Here is a 19,200-nt window from a genome sequence, read left to right on the forward strand (position 1 = left end):
CTACGCCAGGACGGGGGCATCCTCCTTTTGATGAACCCGCGCATAGATAGCTTCCAGTTGCGCGGCAGACACCGACCAGTCGTGGTGCTGGCGCACATAGGCACGCCCGGCCTCGCCGATCTTCGCCAGCCGCGCCGGTTGCTCGACGGCGTCCACCAGTAACCGGGCCAGGCCATGGGCATCCTCGCAGCTCAGGTAATGGACGCCGTTCTCGACTTTCAGCCCTGAACACCCCTGCGCGGTGGTCACCACGGCAAGTCCGGCGGCCATCGCCTCGAGCAGTTTGACGCTGGAGCCGCCGACATCGCGCAGCGGAGCGAAAAACAGCGCCGCCTCCTTCTGCACCGAGCGCAGGTCAGGCACGAAGCCTGGCCAGTCGATTCGCGGATCAGGCCAGCGCTCGGGCCATTCCTCCGGCAGCCCGTGGCCGCCGATGGTCAGGCGCACCATGGGGTCCAGCGCCCAGACGCGGGGCATGATGTGATCCAGCGCCCATTGCACGGCATCCAGGTTGGGACTGTAGTCATAGTCGCCGATGAACAGCAGGCGGCGGCTGTAGCGATCCGGGCTGACCCTGGCGAAGTAACTGCAGTCCACGCCGTTGACCACCACGCTGGTGGCGCGGGCCGTCAGGCGGGTCAGGCTCTTGGCGTCGTCCTCGGTCACTGCGATCAGCGCCTGGGTCTGGGCGAATACGCGTTTTTCCCACTGTCGGTAGCGCCATTGGTCGAAGCGGGTAAAAGGGCCTGCCCAGTCCGGGAACAGGCGATAGCCAGCGGCGCCCATGCCTGACTCGATGTTGTGCTCGGTCATGATGAACGGCTTGCCCGAGCGCCGCAGCGGTGCCTCGAAGGGCTGGAAGCTGTAGCTGTGCTCGACCTGAATCACGTCCCACGGCTCTTGCAGCAGGGCTTCGAATTGCTGCTCCAGTGAGTCGGAGTAACCGTTGGCGCTGGCCAGCAGAGGCGGCGCGGCGAAGGCCATGGTCAACAGCGAACGCAGGCTGCGCAGCGGTCGCCGTGGGATCACGATCAGGCGCTCAAGCCAGGGCGCAAGGGCTGCATCGGTCGCGTCGTCCAGCTCGGTGTTCGAATGCACCAGCAAGGTAATGCGGTGCCCTCGCGCCGCCAGGCTGCGCAACAGATGAAACTGCCGGGTCTTGCTGCCGCTGGTGGTGGGCCAGGGCAGGTAGGGCAGCGTCCACAGGATGCGCATGACTAGCGGCTCCAGGCGAGGATTTGCAGGGAAGGGCTCAACGCCACGTCGATTCCCCGGGCGTCGGCCAACGGGGTGTGATTGCCGCTCAGCGGGTCGTAGAGGTCGGCTTTCTTGATGCCCGGAAAGACCATGTGGGCGCTGCTCGCGCTCCAGGCCATCAACAGGTGCGAGCCGTCCGGACGATTCCAGGCGATGGCGTAGAGGTCTTCCGGCACGGCCAGTGGAGGCGGCAGGTCGGCAGGTGCGAGGGTGGGGCCGGTGACTTGAAGGAAGTTTTTCAAGGCGTTGTACACCGGCTTGGGTTCGGCGTTCAGGTCCAGCAGCCCGTAGCTGCGTTCCCGCGCACTGGCGCGTTGGTCCAGGTCACTGAGGTTGAACAGGAAGATGCGCTGGTAGTCCTGGGTGCTCATCAGCGCCAGCCTGCGCAGGCTGTAGTCGGCCTGACCCTCGGGGCCTATCACCGGCTGCAACTCCGAGGGCCCGGTGTAACTCGACCAGCCCCATTCGGTGGCCCATACCTCTTTGATACCGGCTTCGTGCAGGGTTCTGTTCAGCCCTTTGGCACGCTTGAGGAAGTCCCGGTCGCCGGGCGAGTCGCCTTCGGGGTAGTCGGAATAGGGATGGTAGGCGGCAATGATGTTCTGGTCCGCCAGGCCCTGATCCACCATCGACTGCAGCATGTAGCTGGTGGAGCCGCGTATCTGCCCGTAATAGGCGACACCGGCGGTGACCACGGGTTTGCCCGGCAAGGCGCTGCGGATCGCTTTTGCGGTGGTGGTCAGGAGTTCGTAGTAGGCGGCAGGATCAGCCTGGGGCAACCAGGCAATGTTCGGCTCGTTCCACACCTGCCAATGGCTGACCTGCGGGTAGTGCTGGGCCAGGGCCGTCATGCGTTCGGCGAACAGGCTGTTGTCGCGCGGCGGGTACTGGTCGGTGTTGCTCGCGCCCTGGGGCGCGGTGCTGTCGAAGGGCGCGGACCCTGCCAGATACGCCACGGTATTGAGGTGGTGCGGCAGGGCTGCGGCCATGGCGGCATCCAGTTCCGCCAGGTTGTACTGGCCCTGCACGGGTTCGAGCATGGGCCAGCGCAGACCCCAGCGAACCCAGTTCAGCCCGAGGTCATCCAGACGAGTCATCTGCTTCTGATAGATGTCCTGGGGGAATTCATGAAACTGCACGTTGACCCCCAGGAAATCCTTCCAGGTGATCGAACGTTGGGCTTTGAGAAGGGTTTCGGCCTGTGCCGTGGCACTTGCCAGAACCAGCAGACAGAGGCCAAGTGCGTTCACGCAGGTCGAGCGTGCGTGTTTCATTGGTCCGGAACTCCTGTCATGCATGAATACGACTCCCTTGCGGGTAAGACAATCATGTCGGCTGCACTGCCAAGTCCAATATGGCGCGGGTCAAGCGGTGTAGGGCAGTGGTGCCTCGTGTGGCTGAAAACAGAGGCAGCCGCGAGGGGACGCGGCTGCCGGTTGGCGCATGCGGGTCAGACTTTCGGCGCGTCCGGCACCCGGCCGTAGATGTCGGTGAACCGCACGATGTCATCTTCTCCGAGGTATTCGCCGCTCTGCACCTCGATCATCACCAGGTCGATCACGCCAGGGTTCACCAGGCGGTGGGTGTGGCCGGGCTTGATGAACGTCGACTCGTTGGTGTCGAGCATGAATTCGCGCTCGCCATTGGTCACCCTGGCCATGCCGCTGACCACGATCCAGTGCTCACTGCGGTGGTGGTGCATCTGCAGAGACAGCGAACCCTGGGGCTTGACCACGATGCGCTTGATCTTGAAGCGCTTGCCTTCTTCAAGCACCGTGTACGTGCCCCATGGCCGGGTCACGGTGTTGTGCAGCAGGTACGCCGGGTGACCCTGGCGCTTGAGTTCCTGAGCCAGGACTTTCACCTCCTGGGTGCGCGCCGCATCGGCGATCAGCAGCGCATCCGGCGTGTCGATGATGACCAGGTTGTCCAGGCCGACGCCGCCGACCAGACGTGTCTTGGAGTCGATGTAGCAGTTGGTGACGTCGTGCAGCACCACCTGGCCGTTGAACTGGTTGCCGTTTTCGTCGGCCGGCGCCAGTTCGCGGATCGCCTGCCAGGAGCCGATGTCGCTCCAGCCCAGTTCGCAAGGCACCACCGCCACTTTCTGCGAGCGTTCCATGAGGGCGTAGTCGATGGAAATGTCCGGTGCCAGCGCGAAGGTCGCCGCGTCCAGCTCCATCTGCAGCTCGTTGCTGCCCTGTTTGCTGTTGCACTGGGACAGGCAATGGCGCACGGCTGTGAGCACGTCCGGGGCATGGAACTCAAGCTCGCGCAGCACCACATCCACCCGCATGCAGAACATGCCGGCGTTCCACAGGTGCAGGCCGCCCTTGAGGTATTCCCCTGCCGTGGCGGCATCGGGCTTCTCGACGAAGCGCGCCACCTGGTAGGCCTTGCCGCTCAGTGCCTGACCCTTTTCGATATACCCGAAGCCGGTTTCAGCGCGGGTCGGGATCAGCCCGAAGGTCACCATCCAGCCTTCGTCGGCCAGCTTCTGCGCATCCTGGACCGCAGCGGCGAACGCCTCGACGTCGTGAATCAGATGGTCAGCCGGCAGGATCAGCAACTGCGCATCGTCACCATGCAGAGCCTGCACATGCAGCGCGGCGGCGGCGATGGCCGGTGCAGTGTTGCGTCCGAAGGGTTCGAGAATGAAATCCAGATGGACCTTGTGCTTGTTCAGCAGCCGGTAGTCATCCACGGTGCGGAAATACACTTCGCGGTTGGTCACGGTCAGGACGCTTTCAACCCCGACCAGACTGCTGGCTCGGTTGAAGGTCTTCTGCAGCAGGCTTTCGCCATCCGGCAGGCGCATGAACGGTTTGGGCATGGCTTCACGGGAGACTGGCCACAGCCGGGTGCCGGCACCGCCGGCGATAATGCAGGGAATCAGGGTGCCCATCAGTAAGCCTCGCGAGAGAACGGCACTGCAGAAACAGTGCGCAGGAGAGTGTAGAGATCGAATCTGCGGGAACCGTTTTCGATGTACTCAAGGCTTGTGTGCGTCAGCGATAGACTGTCGACCGGCTGCAGTGGCATGAAACGTCCTCACATCTTCGATCCATGAATCCATGATTGGCCAATTTGCTCAGCGCTTTCTCAGTAAAAGTCAATTTAATGACTTTTCTGCGGGTGTTTCCTGTTTTAGCCAATTATTTGTCGATTAAGCGCTCTCCGCGCCCTTATTTCAATCCCGCTGGTAAGAAAAAAAACTGTTTTTCTCAGAAATTTTACGGGATGACGTGCTGATGCCGGCCGGCAAACCCTCGAATGAGGGTATCGGGCAGTAAAGCTCATGAAACAGCCCGTGTCATGGCAGGGGCAGGGCTTCGCGACGAAATTGCACTGGCCTTGCAGGCTGCTGGCAAAAAAAAATGCCGACGGCAGGGCTTTTTCCTCTCAGGCGAAGGTCAACATCTGACGCAATGAATCGCACCAACAGAGGAAGGGACTATGGCGCAGCGCAGGGCTTTACTGATTCTTCATGGCAAACAGGCGCTCAACGAAGACGTCCGGGCTGCCGTGGAGCGCAAGCGCAAACACGGTTGGGAGCTTGACGTGCGCTTGACCTGGGAAGGCGGCGACGCCCAGCGCCTGGTCAAGGAGGCACTGGCAGCAGGGCATACGCAGATCATCGCCGGTGGCGGTGATGGCTCCTTGCGTGACATCGCCGAGGCATTGGCCCAGGCAGGCTCCGAAGCAAGCCTGGCGATTCTGCCGTTGGGGACGGCCAATGATTTTGCCCGCTCGGCGGGTGTTCCGCTGGAGATCGGTCCGGCGCTCGACTTGCTTGATATCCCGGCACGCACGGTCGATATGGGCACTGTCGACGGGCATATGTTCCTGAATATGGCCACCGGTGGTTTTGGCAGCCAGGTGACGGCCAAGACCTCGGAGGATCTGAAAAAGGTGCTGGGGGGCGCGGCGTATCTGTTTACCGGGTTGTCGCGTTTCAGCGAGTTGAAATCAGCCTATGGGGAGTTGAACGGCCCGGATTTCCACTGGCAGGGGGAGTTGCTGGCGCTGGGGATCGGCAATGGTCGCCAGGCGGGCGGTGGGCATCCGTTGTGCCCCAATGCCCTGGCTGATGACGGGCTGCTGGACGTGAGCATTCTGCCTGCGCCGCAAGAGGTGGTGGGTACGCTCAAGCGGTTGCTGGAGGGCGGGCTGGGGCTGGACAGTATGTTCGTGCGGGCGCGTTTGCCGTGGGTCGAACTCAAGTCCGCCGAGGGGCTGGACATCAATCTGGATGGCGAGCCGCTGCGAGGAGAGCAATTGCGATTCGAAGCGAAGTCTGGGGCGTTGCGTATTCACCTGCCGGCGCACTCGCCGTTGCTGGGGCAGGGCAAGCGCATTGGTTGATGTGGGAGTTCGGTGAGGGTCGGGCGGTTTACATCTTCACAACCACTGAACTGTGCCGGACCCTACAGGTCGATTTGAAACGACGCGCATTGCAGCCGTTTGCCTTGCGCGCATTTTTCGACTCGACAAGGAACCCGCCCCATGTCCAGCACGACCCTCGCCGATTACCTCGCCCAAACCCTCGCCGCCGCAGGCGTTTCGAAGATCTGGGGGGTGAGTGGCGACAGCCTGAACGGCCTGACCGACAGCCTCGAACGCCTGGGCAAGATCAAATGGATGCACACCCGTCACGAGGAAGTCGCAGCCTTCGCCGCAGGTGCCGAGGCGGCGTCCACCGGCAAGCTTGCGGTGTGTGCCGGCAGTTGCGGGCCGGGCAACCTGCATTTGATCAATGGCTTGTACGACTGCCATCGCAGCCGGGTTCCGGTGCTGGCAATCGCGGCGCAGATTCCATCCTCTGAAATCGGCCTGAATTACTTTCAGGAAACCCACCCCACGGACCTGTTCAAGGAATGCAGCCACTTCGTCGAAGCGGTGAACAGCGCCGAGCAGTTTCCCCGGGTACTGGAGCGGGCCATGCGCGCGGCCATCAGCCAGCGCGGTGTGGCGGTGATCGTGATTCCGGGGGATGTTGCGCTCAGCCCCGGCCCTGACGCCAAGCCAGCCTGGGTAGAGCCGGCTGCGGCGCGGGTAATTCCGGCCGAGTCCGACCTGCTGAAGCTGGTGGAAATTCTCGACAAATCCAAAGCCGTGACGCTGCTGTGCGGTGCCGGGTGCGCCGATGCTCACGATCAAGTGGTGGCGCTGGCGGAAAAGCTCTCGGCCCCCGTGGTGCACGCCCTGCGCGGCAAGCAGTATATCGAGTACGCCAACCCTTTCGACGTTGGCATGACCGGGCTTATCGGCTTCAGCTCCGGTTATCATGCGATGCTCAACTGCGACACGCTGGTGATCCTGGGCAGCAGCTTTCCTTACCGCAATTTCTATCCCGAGAAAGCCAAGGTCATCCAGATCGACATCGACCCGGCCGCCCTCGGGCGCCGTGTGCCGCTGACCCTGGGGCTGACCGGTGGCATTGCCGAAACCATTGTTGCGCTGCTGCCACGGCTCAAGGCCCACACCGACCGCAAGTTCCTCGACAAGGCACTGGCGCACTACGCCAAGTCCCGCGAAGAGCTGGACGAACTGGCCACGCCGTCGGCCCATGGTGAGCCGATTCACCCGCAGTACCTGACGCGCATGGTGGATGCCTACGCAGACCCTGATGCGATCTTCACCGTGGACGTCGGCACGCCGACGCTATGGGCTGCGCGCTACCTCACCATGAACGGCCAGCGCTCGCTGATCGGCTCGTTCAACCATGGCTCCATGGCCAACGCCATGCCCCAGGCTTTGGGGGCCAAGGCGGCGTTTCCACAGCGTCAGGTGGTGGCGCTGTGCGGTGACGGCGGGATTTCGATGCTGATGGGTGATCTGCTGAGCATTCGTCAGCTTAACCTGCCGATCAAGATGGTGGTGTTCAACAACAGCTCGCTGGGCTTTGTTGCCATGGAGATGCAGGCCAGCGGCTATGTGCCCCACGACACTGATCTGCACAGCACCAATTTCGCCAATATCGCCATTGGCGCGGGCATCCTGGGGATTCGCGTGGAGGACAGCGCCGACCTGCCCAACGCGCTGAAAAAGGCCTTCGAGCATCCGGGGCCAGTGCTGATCGATGTGGTCACCGCCAAACAGGAACTGGGCCTGCCGCCCAAGATCAAGCTGGCCCAAGCCAAAGGCTTCAGCCTGTTCATGTTGAAAGCGGTGATGAACGGCAAGGCCGATCAGGTGCTGGAGTTGGCCAAGACCAATTTCCGATAGTTGAACCGCGGTTCACTCGTAGCAGCACGGCTTGCCGGCGGGAGCGGTGTGTCAATCGACATCATCGTGTCAGATACACCGCCCCGCCGGCAAGCCGTGCTGCTACGAGGGCTAACCAAGGCAGCTTCTGAAGAGGCGCTGCAACGGCAACTGCCGGTTGGCATGGCGCATCACCAGTGCCAGTTCGCGGTAGAAGGTGAGGGCGCCCAGTTCGATGATGCGGATACTGGGCGCCCGCTCAAGCCACAGGCCCGCGCGCGGCACCAGCGACACCCCAAGGCCGGCCTCGACCATGCGCACGATGGCGTCCACTTCATCCAGCTCGAGGCCGGCCACGGTCTCGATTTTCTGTTCCCGCAAAAACCGCGTCACCTGCCGCCCGCCGAACGAATGCCGGTCATAACGCACAAAGCGCTGTTCGCGCAGCAGCGCCAGCGCATCCTCTCCTTCTACATGGCTGGGCGAGATCAGCACGAACGGTTCGCGTTCGATCACCTCCAGGTGCAACTCCTTGGGCAGCGCGAACGGCGGGCGGATCAGGATGGCCAGATCGATTTCGCCCGCGTCCACACTGTTGAGCAGCACCTGCGACACCCCGGGTACGACCTTGGCTTCGACGGTCGGCGCCTGGCGGTTGAGTTCCACCAGCGCGGCGGGCAGCAGTCCGGTCTGGACGGTGGCGATGGCCCCGATCAGCAGTTCGCCGTAATAGCCGCTGTCGGCATGGGGCGCTGCCATGCGTTCGAACAGTTCGACGATTTCCCGGGCCATGGGCAGCGCCCGCTGGCCGGCAGCGTTGAGCGTGGCGCTGCGGCCACTGCGGTCGAACAGCGGCGTGCCCAGGGCTTTTTCCAGGGTGCGGATCTGCGCGCTGACCGCCGATTGCGTCAGCCCCACCTGATTGCCTGCGGCGACAAAGGTGCCCAGCCGTTCCACGCTGAGAAAGGTTTTCAGTTCACGAATCACGGCAACTCACTGATCGAAATAATTGTGGCTCGACGCAAAAATTATGATCTTTCAATCAAAGATTCAATGGGCAAAGATGATCGCATCCCATCAAGAGGAAATGTCCGTGACCGCCACCACCCAGAAGCTCTCGCCGTTTCACCTGGCCATCCCCGTATTCGATCTGGCCGCCGCCCGGCATTTCTACGCCAATGTGTTCAACCTGCCGAAAGGACGTTCCAGCGATCATTGGGTGGATTTCGATTTCTTCGGCCACCAATTGGTGATCCACGAGCACCCCAAAACCGACTCCCAGGCCCACGCCGGCACCAATGCGGTGGACGGCCATGACGTGCCGGTGCCACATTTCGGCGTGGTATTGGGCTGGGAGGAGTGGGAAGCCCTGGCGGACCGTCTGCAGAGCCAGGGCGTGAAGTTCGTGATCGAACCCTATGTGCGTTTCAAGGGCCAGGTCGGCGAGCAGGCCACGATGTTCCTGTTCGACCCGTGCGGCAACGCGCTGGAGTTCAAGGCGTTCAAGGATATCGGGCAGTTGTTTGCCAAGTAGATGGAGACACGCATTCCGTAGCAGCACGGCTTGCCGGCAGGAGCGGTGTGTCAGGCGACTCATCTGTGTCAGACGTACCGCTCCCGCCGGGAAGCCGTGCTGCTACGGGTTAACTAACTAATTGGATCCTGATTTGTAATAACTGCACAAGTAAACCCCGCAAAACTGCCTTTATCCATTCAAAAAACCGTCCAACTAAAAAGAACGACGACCGGCGCTCAACTCCCCATCCACGCTGCCGAACTATATTTCGAGCCGCGTCTTCCCTTTCTTCGGGCGACCCCGTAAAAAGCGCAGCGCGCGCCTGATCGGCACGCCATCCCGTCGCTGTCATTCTTGGTTATGGACACAATCGTATGATCAAAAGTCTGGGTTTCAGCAGAAAGATCCTGCTGGCCGCTGCACTGATAGTTGTAGTTGCGTTTACCTGTTTCATTCTGGTGAACGATTATCGTCAGCGCGAAACATTGAAAAACAACGTCGACGCCGAACTGCAACAGCTCGGAAGTCTGACCACGCAGAACATCCAGACCTGGCTGGACAGCCGCACCCAGCTGCTTTATTCCATGGCCCAGCAGATCGCGGCCGACGGCCCGGCGCCTGCCAACCTGCAACGCGCCGTGAGCCTGCCGGTGTATGCGGACAATTTCCAGCTCAGTTACTTCGGCGGCAAGGACGGCCTGATGTTCTCGGTGCCTGCCGGTAACCGCGCAGCCGACTATGACCCACGCGCCCGTGGCTGGTACAAGGCGGCGGATGCGGCCCAGGGCACCATCGTTACCGAGCCTTACATCGCCGCGTCATCGGGCAAGCTGGTGGTGACCCTGGCCACGCCCGTACGCCAGCAGGGCCAGATGATCGGCGTAGCCGGTGCCGACATGTCGCTGGATCTGATTACCAAAACCATCAACTCGCTGAACTTCGGCGGCCACGGTTACGCGTACATTGTCAGCGCTGACGGCAAGATCCTGATCCACCCGGACAGCAAGCTGCTGCTCAAGAATGTCAGCGAGGCCTACCCCAATGGTGCGCCGAAAATTGCGCCGGGCGTGACCGAGATCGAGTCCGGTGGCAAGGCGCAGTTCATTTCCTTCACCAAGGTTGAGGGGCTTTCTTCGGCCAACTGGTACGTCGCGCTGGTACTGGATCGCGACGCTGCCTACTCGATGCTCAGCGAATTCCGCTCCTCGGCCATCACCGCCATGGTGATCGTGGTCGCGATCATCATCGTGTTGCTCGGCCTGCTGATTCGTGTGCTGATGCAGCCACTGCACCAGATGGGCCGCGCCATGCAGGACATCGCCGACGGCGAGGGCGACCTGACCAAGCGACTGTCGGTGGTCTCCAAAGACGAATTCGGCGCACTGGCGGTGTCCTTCAACCGCTTCGTGGAGCGTATCCATGGGTCGATCCGTGAAGTTGCGTCCACCGCAGGCCAACTGGGTGAAGTCGCCGCGCGAGTAGTCGGGGCGTCCAACTCGTCCATGGGCAACTCGGACCAGCAGTCCAGCCGCACCAGCAGTGTGGCGGCCGCGATCAACCAACTGGGCGCCGCCGCTCAGGAGATCGCCCAGAACGCCGCACTGGCCTCGCAGCATTCCAGCGAAGCCTCGCAACTGGCCAGCGAAGGGCAGGGCGTGGTGACCCAGACCATCAAGGCCATGAATCAGCTGTCGGACAAGATCAGCGAGTCGTGCGTAAACATCGAAACGCTGAACGCCAAGACCGCCAACATCGGGCAGATCCTGGAAGTCATCAGCGGCATTTCCCAGCAGACCAACCTGCTGGCGCTGAACGCCGCCATCGAAGCCGCCCGCGCAGGGGAAGCCGGTCGCGGGTTCGCCGTGGTGGCCGATGAAGTGCGCAACCTGGCCCACCGCACCCAGGATTCGGCCCAGCAGGTGCAGGGCATGATCGAGGAGCTGCAGGTCGGCGCCCGTGATGCCGTGGCGAACATGACCGAAAGTCAGCGCCAGAGCGAAAGCAGCGTGACCATCGCCAACCAGGCCGGCGAACGCCTGAACAGCGTGACCCGCCGCATCGGCGAAATCGACGGCATGAACCAGTCCGTGGCCACCGCGACCGAAGAACAGACCGCCGTGGTGGAGTCGATCAACGTTGACATCACCGAGATCAACACCCTCAATCAGGAAGGCGTCGACAACCTCAAATCGACCCTCGACGCCTGCAGCCACCTGGAACACCAGACCGCACGGTTGCAGCATCTGGTGGGTACGTTCCGGATCTGACCTCTGCGGAGCACCCTTTGCCTGCGGCGGCGATCATCAGGTCGCCGTCGCGGGCAAGCGCGCTCCTACAGGTATTGGTACGTAACAATTGCGATACTGCGGTACGTAATATCACTCCCCGCCAAATTGCCGCCGATACTGATTCGGCGACAACCCGATCCGCTCGCTGAACAACTTGCGCATATGCCGCGCACTGCCGAAACCGCAGCGCGCAGCCACAACCTTGAGCGGCAACTCGCACCCCTCCAGCAACTTGCGCGCATGGTCGATCCGCGCATTCTGGACGTACTGCATCGGCGTCAGATTCACTTCACGCTGAAACGCCCGGGCGAAGTTGCGCGGGCTCATGGCAGCAATCTCCGCCATGCGCTGGATGGTGTACGGCTCCTCGATGTGATCGACCACATAGGCCTGTACCCTGGCAATCACCGTACCGTCACGCTGTACCGCGGCCAGCAGCGGGCTGTAGGGCGTCTGGCCGCCCTGGCGTTTCATCACCACCAGCAGCACCTTCGCCACCTCAAGCGCCAGCTCCTTGCCGTGATCTTCCGCCACCACCGCCAGCGCCATGTCGATGCCTGCGGTGATCCCGCCCGAGGTAATCAGGTTGCGATCCACCACGTAAATCTGCTCGGTCTCGACCCGGGTTTCGGGATGCCGTTGGGCCAGGCGATCGACATAATTCCAGTGAGTGGTGCAGCGGTAACCGTCGATCAATCCCGCTTCGCCCAGCAGAAACACCCCCGTACAGATAGCGCCGAAACGCTTGGCACTGCGCGCCGCCTCCGGCAGCCAGGCGCTCAGGGCCGGGTGGGTTACCCCATAGGCGCCGGGGCCGCCGGGCACCAGCAACAGGTCGACGCCGGCCGGGCAGTTTTCCAGGGTCATGTCGGCATGGACTTTCAGCCCGCAAGAACTGCGGATCAGTCCCTGACAATCGGCCACGGTCAGCAACTGGTAGTGCTTTTCCCTGGGCAGCAAGCGGTTCGAGATCGAAAAGACGTCCATGGGGCCTGTCACGTCGAGCATCAGCACGTCGTTGAACAGCACCATCACCACCGTTTTTTGAGCACTCGCAACCTGCATACACCAACCGCCTTCATTCTGGCCCGCACCTGGAACGGCGCCGGGCGCACGACCTGACCAAGGCGGCAGTTTAGGCCAATTGAGGGTATTTTCGGTACAGTTGCGTATCCAATTGAGGGATCAGTGGTTCTTGCAGCCTGATGGCAGATTGAAGCGAAAGCAGGCGCCGCCCAGGTCCGAGGCTTCGACGTAGAGCGCGCCGTCGTGGGCTTCCACCACCGACCGGCAAATCGTCAGGCCCATCCCCAGGCCGCTGGTGCGGGTGGTGTAGAACGCGCCGAAGATCTTCTTGCGCTCCTGCACGGGAATGCCGGGGCCATTGTCTTCGATGGACACCTGAATGCCGTCGCGCAGGGCGCAGGATGACACGCGCAGGATGCCGGCCGAGCCTGTGTTGGTGCTCATGGCTTCCAGGGCGTTGGTCATCAGGTTGAACACCAGTTGCTGGATCTGCACCGGGTCGGCGATCACGGTCTTGTCGGCGCGCAGCACGGTTTCCACCGTCACGCCTTGCCAGGTCAGCACGGCGGCCTTGAGGCGAATCACTTCCTTGATGATCTCGTTGATCTTGATCGCCCGGGGTTTGGCCGGGGTCTGTTTGGCAAGGGCGCGCAAGGAGGTGACGATGCTGGCGGCGCGTTCGCATTCGGAGCGGATGTCGTTCAGCCCGCAGATGGCTTCTTCCAGCCTGGGCGTGTCGCGTTGCAGCCAGCGTATGCAGGCGGCGGTGTTGGAGGCGATGGCCAGCAGTGGCTGGCTGATTTCGTGGGCGATGGAGACGGTCAGTTCACCCATGACTTTGAGGTGGGCGCTGCGGGCTGATTCGGCAGCAGAGGTGCTGGTTTCGGTCTGGGTGTCGGCAGATGGGGCTGCCGGGAATTGCCTGAGTAAACGGGGAAAGTGGCCGAATGCAGGTGTTGACCACACTTCCAGCCGAGCCAGGCGCTGCTTCTTGGTGGAGGCCGGTGCAGGCGTGCTGATCGGCAGGACGTCGGGTGCGGGTGTGGACACCGTGTCTGGCGTGGACATGTCGTAGCTGTCCAGCCATGCCGGGGCCGCCGGATTGTCGGTGTCCGAAAAGGCCTGAGGTAGAAGTTTTTCTGGCATCGAGCCCCCGTATCCTAAGCGCCTCGTGTCGTCGTGACCGAGTATACGCAGTGATCCGGAGGGCAAAACCGCCTGAGGGGCGATTGGCAGAATCGGGCACCCTGATGGCCGTTACATTCCCCTATGAAGCATCGCTTCCAATAGCTGAAACCTTTCACCGCCTGGATGCGAACACGCCCCGTAACAGTCCGGCTTGCCGGCGTCGGCGCCCGGAAGATCGCTCCCGCGGGCAAGCCCGGCTGCTACGGGGTGTGGGGTGTGTTGGAGATTTGTGTCGCGCATCCGTCCGTAGCAGCACGGCTTGCCGGCGGGGGCGTCTTCAGAATCGCCATCGCCGGCAAGCCGTGCTGCTACGGATGATCAGGCGATGCCGATTTTCCATTGTGCCGGCGGCGGGGTGCCGTTGACTGCGAAGTCGCCGACGATGCGGTCCTTGTAGATGCGTGGGTTGTGCGAAGCCAGGGTGCGGGCGTTGCGCCAGAAGCGGTCCAGGCCTTGCGGACGCAAGGTGGCCGAGGCGCTGACGGCGTCGAACAGGCGCGAGCTGGCGTCGATGATGAGGTCGCTGACGATGGTCTGGGACTGGGCAATTTCAAGCTCGGCAATGTCCACCGCCTGCTGGCGAACCTCACTGTCACTCGACAGTCGGGCCTGGTAGGCGCGCTCGATGGCTTCGGCGTTTTTCAGCACGATGGCGCCAGCAGCGTAGGCGGCCGCGCGCAGGCTGCCGACCACTTGCAGCACCTGCGGATCCTGCGCCACCCGCGGGGCATTGCCGTTGCTGAAGCTGCGGGTGCGTTTGCCCACTGCCGCCGCCACTTCGCCGGTCAATGCGCGGCCGATGCCCGCCAGGTTCGCCAGATGGATGATCTGGAAAAACGCTGGCGAGTAGCTGAAGCGTTCCTCGCTGTTGATGTGGCGAGGATCCACCGCCACCTTGTGAAAGTGCGCAGTGCCGCTGGCGGTCAGGGTCTGGCCGAAGCCGTTCCAGTCGTCCACCACCTCGACGCCTTCGGCATCGCGGCGCACGGTGACGAATACCCGCTCGCCGTCGTGGTCGCTCACTGCCACGTCAACCCAGTCACTGTACAGGCTGCCGGTGGTGTAGAACTTGCTGCCGTCGATGCGCCATTGTTCGCCGTCCAGATAAAGGCGCGAGGTCAATTGCGCCTGGGTGGTCTGGCCGATCTCGCCGATGGCCGGGCCGACGATTTCTCCCCGGCCAAGGCGCTCCAGCCACAGCGCACGGCGGGCTTCGTTGGGGCTGTTGAGGATGCTTTCGGTAAAGCCCAGGTGGCCGCGTAGCGACTGCACCAGATTGGAGTCGGCTTCACCCAGTTCGATCAGCAGGTTGGTCAGCTCGGGGATGGTCACCCCGGCGCCGCCGTATTCCTGGGGCACGCGCAACGCGGTGAAGCCCGAAGCCTTGAGCAGTTGAATCTCTTCGAAGGGCAGGCGGCGTTCCAGTTCGCGGGCGATGGCGCCTTCGCGCAGGGTGGCAAAAAGCGGGCGAAAGCGCTCGGCCAGTTCTTCATAGCGGGCCGAAGGGCCAGCGCCCCAGGCGGCGTCGATTTGATGAGTCATGCAAAACATTCCTTGCTTCGGTTTACGGTCAATTCAGATAGCCACGGTGTCGGTGCGACGCAGCGTCGCCGGGTGCGCCGGATAAGGCAGCCCCAGGCGCTCGCGCAGGGTGTTGCCGGTCGGGCCGTGCTCGGGCACCAAGCCGCGACGCTTGAGTTCCGGCAGGATCAGCCCGATGAAATCGTCCAGGCCTTCGGGGTAGGTCGGCGGCAGGATGTTGAAGCCATCGGCGCCGTAGCCTTCGAACCAGGCCTGCAACTGATCCACCACCTCTTCGGGCGAGCCGACCAGCGTCCAGTGGCCGCGAGCGCCGGCTAGGCGCAGGTACAGCTCGCGGATGCTCAAGCCTTCGGCGGCCAGTTGCAGAATCAGCTGCTGGCGGCTCTTGGAGGCATTGGTGGCGGGCAGGTCCTGGGGCAGGGGACCGTCCAGCGGCAGATGGGATAGATCGACGCCACCCAGCAGCCCCGACAGCAAGCTCAGGCCCACCTGTGGATGCACCAGGTTCTGCAGGCGCTGATGCTTGGCGTGGGCCTCGGCGGAAGTTGGTGCGGTGAAAATGGTCACGCCCGGCAGGATCTTGATGTGTTCGGGCTTGCGGCCCAGCACTGCGGCGCGGGATTTGATGTCGCTGTAGAACGCCTGGGCATCGGCCAGGCTCTGGTGTGCGGCGAAGATCGCTTCGGCGGTGGCCGCGGCCAATGCCCGACCGTCTTCCGAGGCGCCGGCCTGGACCAGCACCGGCTTGCCCTGTGGCGAGCGCAGTACGTTCAGCGGGCCGCGCACGTTGAAGTGTTCGCCTTGGTGATCGGTCAGGTGCAGTTTGCTGCGGTCCAGGAAGATGCCTTTTTCTTTATCCAGCAGCAGGGTGTCGTCTTCCCAACTGTCCCACAGCTTGTCGACCACCTGATGAAATTCCCGCGCACGGCTGTAGCGGTCGGCGTGGGCGGCCTGATTGCCTTCGGTGGCGGTGCCGAAGTTCTTCGCCGCGTCCGGGTCGCTGCTGGTGACCAGGTTCCAGCCGACACGCCCGCCGCTGATCTGGTCCAGCGAAGCGAACTGCCGCGCCAGATTGAACGGCTCGCTGTAGCTGGTGCTGGCAGTGGCGACCAGGCCGATGCGCGAGGTCACGGCGGCCAGCGCCGAGAGCAGGGTCAGGGGTTCGAAGCTGAGGCTGGGAGCGATCACCCGGTCGAAGGTCGGCGCGTCGATGCCGCGCACCGAAACGCTGTCGGCCAGGAACAGGGTGTCGAAGCCTGCGTCTTCGGCCTTGCGCGCAAGGTCCACGAAGTGATTCAGGCGAATGCCGGCGTCGGCCTGGGAACCGCTGTCGCGCCAGGCGGCAATGTGGTGTCCGGTGGCGCGCAGGAACAGGCCGAGTTTCAGGGTGTCAGCACGTTTGCTCATAGGGTTGCTCCTTGTATTCGATCATCAGCAGGCGACCGCGAACGACAGGCTGCGGCTCAGGGGAATAAAGGCCTCGCGGCTGCCGGGAATGGCCGCCAGCAAGCGCTGGGTGTAGCTGTGTTGGGGGTTCTGCCAGAGCGTGTGGGGCGTGGCTTGCTCGACGATGCGCGCGTCATGCATCACCAGCACGCGGTCGGAGAAATAGCGCACCACCGACAGGTCATGGGAGATGAACAGGTAGCTCAGGTCGAAGGCTTCGCGCAGCTCCACCAGCAGGTTGAGAATCTGCGCCTGGGTCGATACATCCAATGCCGACACCGGCTCGTCGCAGATCACCAGCTTGGGTTTGACGATCAGCGCCCGTGCGATGCCGATGCGCTGGCGTTGCCCACCGGAAAACTGATGCGGCAAACGCTCCAGGCTGTTGCGCGCCAGGCCCACGGCATCGAGCATCTGCTCGCGGGCGCGGCGCCTGAGATTCGCATCGTCCTGGCCGTGCAGGCGTTGCACGCGGTCCAGGATGGTTTCGACGCTGTGCCTTGGGTTGAGCGCGGCATAAGGGTCCTGAAACACCATCTGCAACTGGCCGCGCCACGCCAGACGCTGGGCAGGGTCGAGTGTGGCGATGTCGCGCCCGGCGAAATCGATCTGCCCACGGCGAGGTTCGATCAGGCCCAACAGCGCCTTGCTCAGGGTCGATTTGCCGCAGCCGGATTCGCCCACCAGGCCCACGGTTTCCCTCGGGTGAATCTCGAACGACAGCCCGCTCAAGACTTCCCGCTCGCCGTATCCCAGGCTCAGGTCCTGTACCTGCAGCAGGGGAGCGCCGTCATGGCTGCCGGGACGCGGCGCATGGCCGGGGCCGTAGTGCGTGCTGCTGACCTTGTACTGGTTGGGTTGGCCGCCGTGGCGCGTGACCTGGATCTCCGGCAGGCGATTGTGCAGGTAATGCTGGTCGTGGTCCCGGCCAAGGGAGGCGTTGAGCAGGCCCCGGGTGTAGGGATGGGTGGGGCGGGTAAAGAGTTCGGCGTTGGGCCGGTGCTCAAGGGCCAGGCCGTCGTGCATGATGATGACCCGGTCGGCCTGTTGGCGCACCACGCCCAGATCGTGAGTAATCAGCAGCAGGCCCATGCGCAATTCCTTGCGCAGGGAGTCGAGCAGTTCGAGGATCTGCGATTGCACGCAGACGTCCAGCGCGGTAGTTGGCTCGTCGGCGATCAACAGTCGGGGCTCGCAGGCGATGGCCATGGCGATCATCACCCGCTGGCGCTGGCCGCCGGACAGGTGCTGCGGGTATTCGCCAAGGTGCGCCGCCGGACGTGGCAATTGCACCAGGCCGAACAGTTCTTCGGCGCGCTTGAGCGCCTGGCGGCGGGTGAAATCGGTGTGGGTCAGCAGCGTTTCTGTGAGCTGCTCGCCCAGAGTCAGCACCGGGTTCAGGCTCGACAGCGGCTCCTGAAACACCATGCCCAGGCCGCTGCCTTGCACCTGGCGCATCTGCCGTGGCGTCAACTGCAACAGGTCGCGGCCCTCGAACAGCACTTGCCCGCTGGTGCGCGCGTGCTCGGGCAACAGCCGCAGCAGCGCCAGCGCGGTGGTGGATTTGCCGCAGCCGGACTCGCCCACCAGCGCCAGGGTTTCCCCTGACTCCAGAGTGAAATCCAGCCCCTTTACCGCCTCGATGCCCTGGTAATTCACGCGTAGGTCGCGTACGTCGAGCAGGCTCATGGCAGGTACCGTCGCAGGCGTGGATTCAAGGCGTCGTTGAGGCCGTCGCCCAGCAAATTGAACGCCAGCACTACGGCGATGATTGCAATGCCGGGCAATGCCGTCAGGTACCAGGCGCTGGCGATTTGTTCGCGACCGCTGCCGATCATCCCGCCCCAGCTGGCGGTGTTGGGATCGCTCATGCCCAGGAACGCCAGGCCAGCCTCGATCAGGATCGCCGAGGCCACCAGGATCGAGGCCGTGACCACCAGCGGTGCCAGGGCGTTGGGCAGGATTTCTTCGAGGATCACGGTCCGGCTGCTGAAGCCCTGGCTGCGGGCGGCGGTGACGAAATCCGCCTCGCGCAGGGTGCGGAATTCGGCGCGGATCAGCCGGGCGATGGTCGGCCAGGAAGACACGCCAATTGCCAGGGCGATGATGTTTACCGTAGGCGTGCCGATGGCGACGATGACGATCACCAGCAGGAACGAGGGCACGGTCTGGAACACTTCGCTGAGGCGGGTGAGGATGTCGTCCAGGCGCCCGCCGTGATAGCCGGCCAGCGCACCGACGGTGACGCCGATCAGCACGCTGATGAGTGTGCCGTACAGGGCGATCAGCAGGGATGCCCGCGCTCCGTGGGCGATCCCGGCGGCGACATCGCGGCCCAGTGAGTCGGTACCCAAGAGATAGGCCGGATCACTGCCGGGCCAGAGCAGTGGAGCGGCGACCATGTCCAGCGGGTCGCCGGGAAAGAAATACCCGGCGGTGAGGGCCATGAACAGGGTCAGCAGCAGAATCGCAGCGCCGCTGAGGGCCGCCGGATTACGCCGCAGCGCACCCCACAGCGATTCGCTGCGGCCTGCGCGTTGAACAGGGAAAGCAATCGTCGACATCGAATCCTCACTTTTCAACTAAATGGCTAAGCGCCGCTTCTGCCCGGAGGGCGTGGGAGCTGGCTTGCCTGCGATCTGCCGGGAACCGGCAGCAAACCCTGCGCATGCGGTGTGCCTGACTAATCCGGCCCGCAGGTTTTACTGCCGCTGCGCGCCAGATCGCAGG

14 protein-coding genes and 1 pseudogene are annotated in these 19,200 nt (G+C 63.2%); 5 read left to right on the forward strand and 10 right to left on the reverse strand.

Translation table 11 applies throughout. The annotated features are described in order from the left end of the window. From ACIPOO_RS10310 to ACIPOO_RS10320, 3 genes are all read right to left on the reverse strand, one after another. Complete coding sequence (locus ACIPOO_RS10310) at window positions 1–1,215, reverse strand: glycosyltransferase family 4 protein (protein WP_400606427.1); 1,215 nt, start codon at window positions 1,213–1,215, stop codon at window positions 1–3. 2 nt (window positions 1,216–1,217) lie between these two features. Further along, a complete protein-coding gene (locus tag ACIPOO_RS10315) occupies window positions 1,218–2,531 on the reverse strand; it encodes a cellulase family glycosylhydrolase (RefSeq protein WP_400606429.1) in 1,314 nt (437 codons plus the stop codon). Window positions 2,532–2,707: 176 nt separating this feature from the next. Beyond that, window positions 2,708–4,162: a mannose-1-phosphate guanylyltransferase/mannose-6-phosphate isomerase gene (locus ACIPOO_RS10320; protein ID WP_400606432.1), complete on the reverse strand. Its 1,455-nt coding sequence runs from the start codon at window positions 4,160–4,162 to the stop codon at window positions 2,708–2,710. A gap of 551 nt (window positions 4,163–4,713) precedes the next feature. Between ACIPOO_RS10320 and yegS the strand changes: the two genes are divergently transcribed. Both yegS and poxB read left to right on the forward strand, forming a co-directional pair. Next, on the forward strand, window positions 4,714–5,622 hold the full coding sequence (yegS, locus tag ACIPOO_RS10325) for a lipid kinase YegS (RefSeq protein WP_400606434.1): 909 nt from the start codon (window positions 4,714–4,716) through the stop codon (window positions 5,620–5,622). A gap of 141 nt (window positions 5,623–5,763) precedes the next feature. Continuing rightward, window positions 5,764–7,485, forward strand: coding sequence for a ubiquinone-dependent pyruvate dehydrogenase (poxB, locus tag ACIPOO_RS10330; RefSeq protein ID WP_400606436.1), 1,722 nt, complete (start codon window positions 5,764–5,766; stop codon window positions 7,483–7,485). Between the two features lie 111 nt (window positions 7,486–7,596). On the opposite strand, the gene ACIPOO_RS10335 is transcribed toward poxB, so the two are convergent. After that, the gene (locus ACIPOO_RS10335) at window positions 7,597–8,451 is read right to left on the reverse strand and encodes a LysR family transcriptional regulator (RefSeq protein ID WP_400606437.1); all 855 of its coding nucleotides are present in this window, start codon (window positions 8,449–8,451) and stop codon (window positions 7,597–7,599) included. Window positions 8,452–8,557: 106 nt separating this feature from the next. Between ACIPOO_RS10335 and ACIPOO_RS10340 the strand changes: the two genes are divergently transcribed. From ACIPOO_RS10340 to ACIPOO_RS10350, 3 genes and pseudogenes are all read left to right on the forward strand, one after another. Continuing rightward, entirely contained in the window at window positions 8,558–8,998 is a 441-nt protein-coding gene (locus ACIPOO_RS10340) for a VOC family protein (RefSeq protein ID WP_400606438.1), read from the forward strand. Between the two features lie 356 nt (window positions 8,999–9,354). Beyond that, a pseudogene (locus ACIPOO_RS10345) lies at window positions 9,355–10,389 on the forward strand (cache domain-containing protein); the annotation flags it as partial. A 93-nt stretch (window positions 10,390–10,482) separates the two neighbouring features. Continuing rightward, window positions 10,483–11,247 (forward strand): methyl-accepting chemotaxis protein, encoded by a 765-nt coding sequence (locus ACIPOO_RS10350; RefSeq protein ID WP_400607691.1) that lies wholly within the window; start codon window positions 10,483–10,485, stop codon window positions 11,245–11,247. Window positions 11,248–11,358: 111 nt separating this feature from the next. Here ACIPOO_RS10350 and ACIPOO_RS10355 read toward each other — a convergent pair whose 3' ends face one another. The 6 genes from ACIPOO_RS10355 to ACIPOO_RS10380 all read right to left on the reverse strand — a co-directional run bounded on the left by ACIPOO_RS10355 (window position 11,359) and on the right by ACIPOO_RS10380 (window position 19,034). After that, entirely contained in the window at window positions 11,359–12,333 is a 975-nt protein-coding gene (locus ACIPOO_RS10355) for a GlxA family transcriptional regulator (RefSeq protein ID WP_400606441.1), read from the reverse strand. 120 nt (window positions 12,334–12,453) lie between these two features. Beyond that, window positions 12,454–13,440, reverse strand: coding sequence for a sensor histidine kinase (locus tag ACIPOO_RS10360; protein ID WP_400606444.1), 987 nt, complete (start codon window positions 13,438–13,440; stop codon window positions 12,454–12,456). A 360-nt stretch (window positions 13,441–13,800) separates the two neighbouring features. Continuing rightward, entirely contained in the window at window positions 13,801–15,033 is a 1,233-nt protein-coding gene (locus tag ACIPOO_RS10365) for an acyl-CoA dehydrogenase family protein (RefSeq protein WP_400606446.1), read from the reverse strand. Between the two features lie 24 nt (window positions 15,034–15,057). Beyond that, a complete protein-coding gene (locus ACIPOO_RS10370) occupies window positions 15,058–16,431 on the reverse strand; it encodes an LLM class flavin-dependent oxidoreductase (RefSeq protein WP_400606448.1) in 1,374 nt (457 codons plus the stop codon). A 24-nt stretch (window positions 16,432–16,455) separates the two neighbouring features. Continuing rightward, window positions 16,456–18,159, reverse strand: coding sequence for a dipeptide ABC transporter ATP-binding protein (locus tag ACIPOO_RS10375; protein WP_400606450.1), 1,704 nt, complete (start codon window positions 18,157–18,159; stop codon window positions 16,456–16,458). Next, window positions 18,156–19,034 carry an ABC transporter permease gene (locus tag ACIPOO_RS10380; protein WP_400606453.1) on the reverse strand — a complete coding sequence of 293 codons (879 nt, stop codon included), beginning with the start codon at window positions 19,032–19,034 and terminating at the stop codon, window positions 18,156–18,158. The genes ACIPOO_RS10375 and ACIPOO_RS10380 overlap by 4 nt, the downstream gene beginning before the upstream one ends. Between the last annotated feature and the right edge of the window lie 166 nt (window positions 19,035–19,200).

This window comes from Pseudomonas sp. NPDC090201 (assembly GCF_044746825.1).
In the GTDB taxonomy this organism is placed as follows: domain Bacteria; phylum Pseudomonadota; class Gammaproteobacteria; order Pseudomonadales; family Pseudomonadaceae; genus Aquipseudomonas; species Aquipseudomonas putida_AD.

Coding starts and splice junctions, on each gene's coding strand:
- ACIPOO_RS10310 (WP_400606427.1), bottom strand. CDS start 1,215: ATGCGCATCCTGTGGACGCTGCCCTACCTGCCCTGGCCCACCACCAGC.
- ACIPOO_RS10315 (WP_400606429.1), bottom strand. CDS start 2,531: ATGAAACACGCACGCTCGACCTGCGTGAACGCACTTGGCCTCTGTCTG.
- ACIPOO_RS10320 (WP_400606432.1), bottom strand. CDS start 4,162: ATGGGCACCCTGATTCCCTGCATTATCGCCGGCGGTGCCGGCACCCGG.
- yegS (WP_400606434.1), top strand. CDS start 4,714: ATGGCGCAGCGCAGGGCTTTACTGATTCTTCATGGCAAACAGGCGCTC.
- poxB (WP_400606436.1), top strand. CDS start 5,764: ATGTCCAGCACGACCCTCGCCGATTACCTCGCCCAAACCCTCGCCGCC.
- ACIPOO_RS10350 (WP_400607691.1), top strand. CDS start 10,483: ATGGGCAACTCGGACCAGCAGTCCAGCCGCACCAGCAGTGTGGCGGCC.
- ACIPOO_RS10355 (WP_400606441.1), bottom strand. CDS start 12,333: ATGCAGGTTGCGAGTGCTCAAAAAACGGTGGTGATGGTGCTGTTCAAC.
- ACIPOO_RS10360 (WP_400606444.1), bottom strand. CDS start 13,440: ATGCCAGAAAAACTTCTACCTCAGGCCTTTTCGGACACCGACAATCCG.
- ACIPOO_RS10365 (WP_400606446.1), bottom strand. CDS start 15,033: ATGTTTTGCATGACTCATCAAATCGACGCCGCCTGGGGCGCTGGCCCT.
- ACIPOO_RS10370 (WP_400606448.1), bottom strand. CDS start 16,431: ATGAGCAAACGTGCTGACACCCTGAAACTCGGCCTGTTCCTGCGCGCC.
- ACIPOO_RS10375 (WP_400606450.1), bottom strand. CDS start 18,159: ATGAGCCTGCTCGACGTACGCGACCTACGCGTGAATTACCAGGGCATC.
- ACIPOO_RS10380 (WP_400606453.1), bottom strand. CDS start 19,034: ATGTCGACGATTGCTTTCCCTGTTCAACGCGCAGGCCGCAGCGAATCG.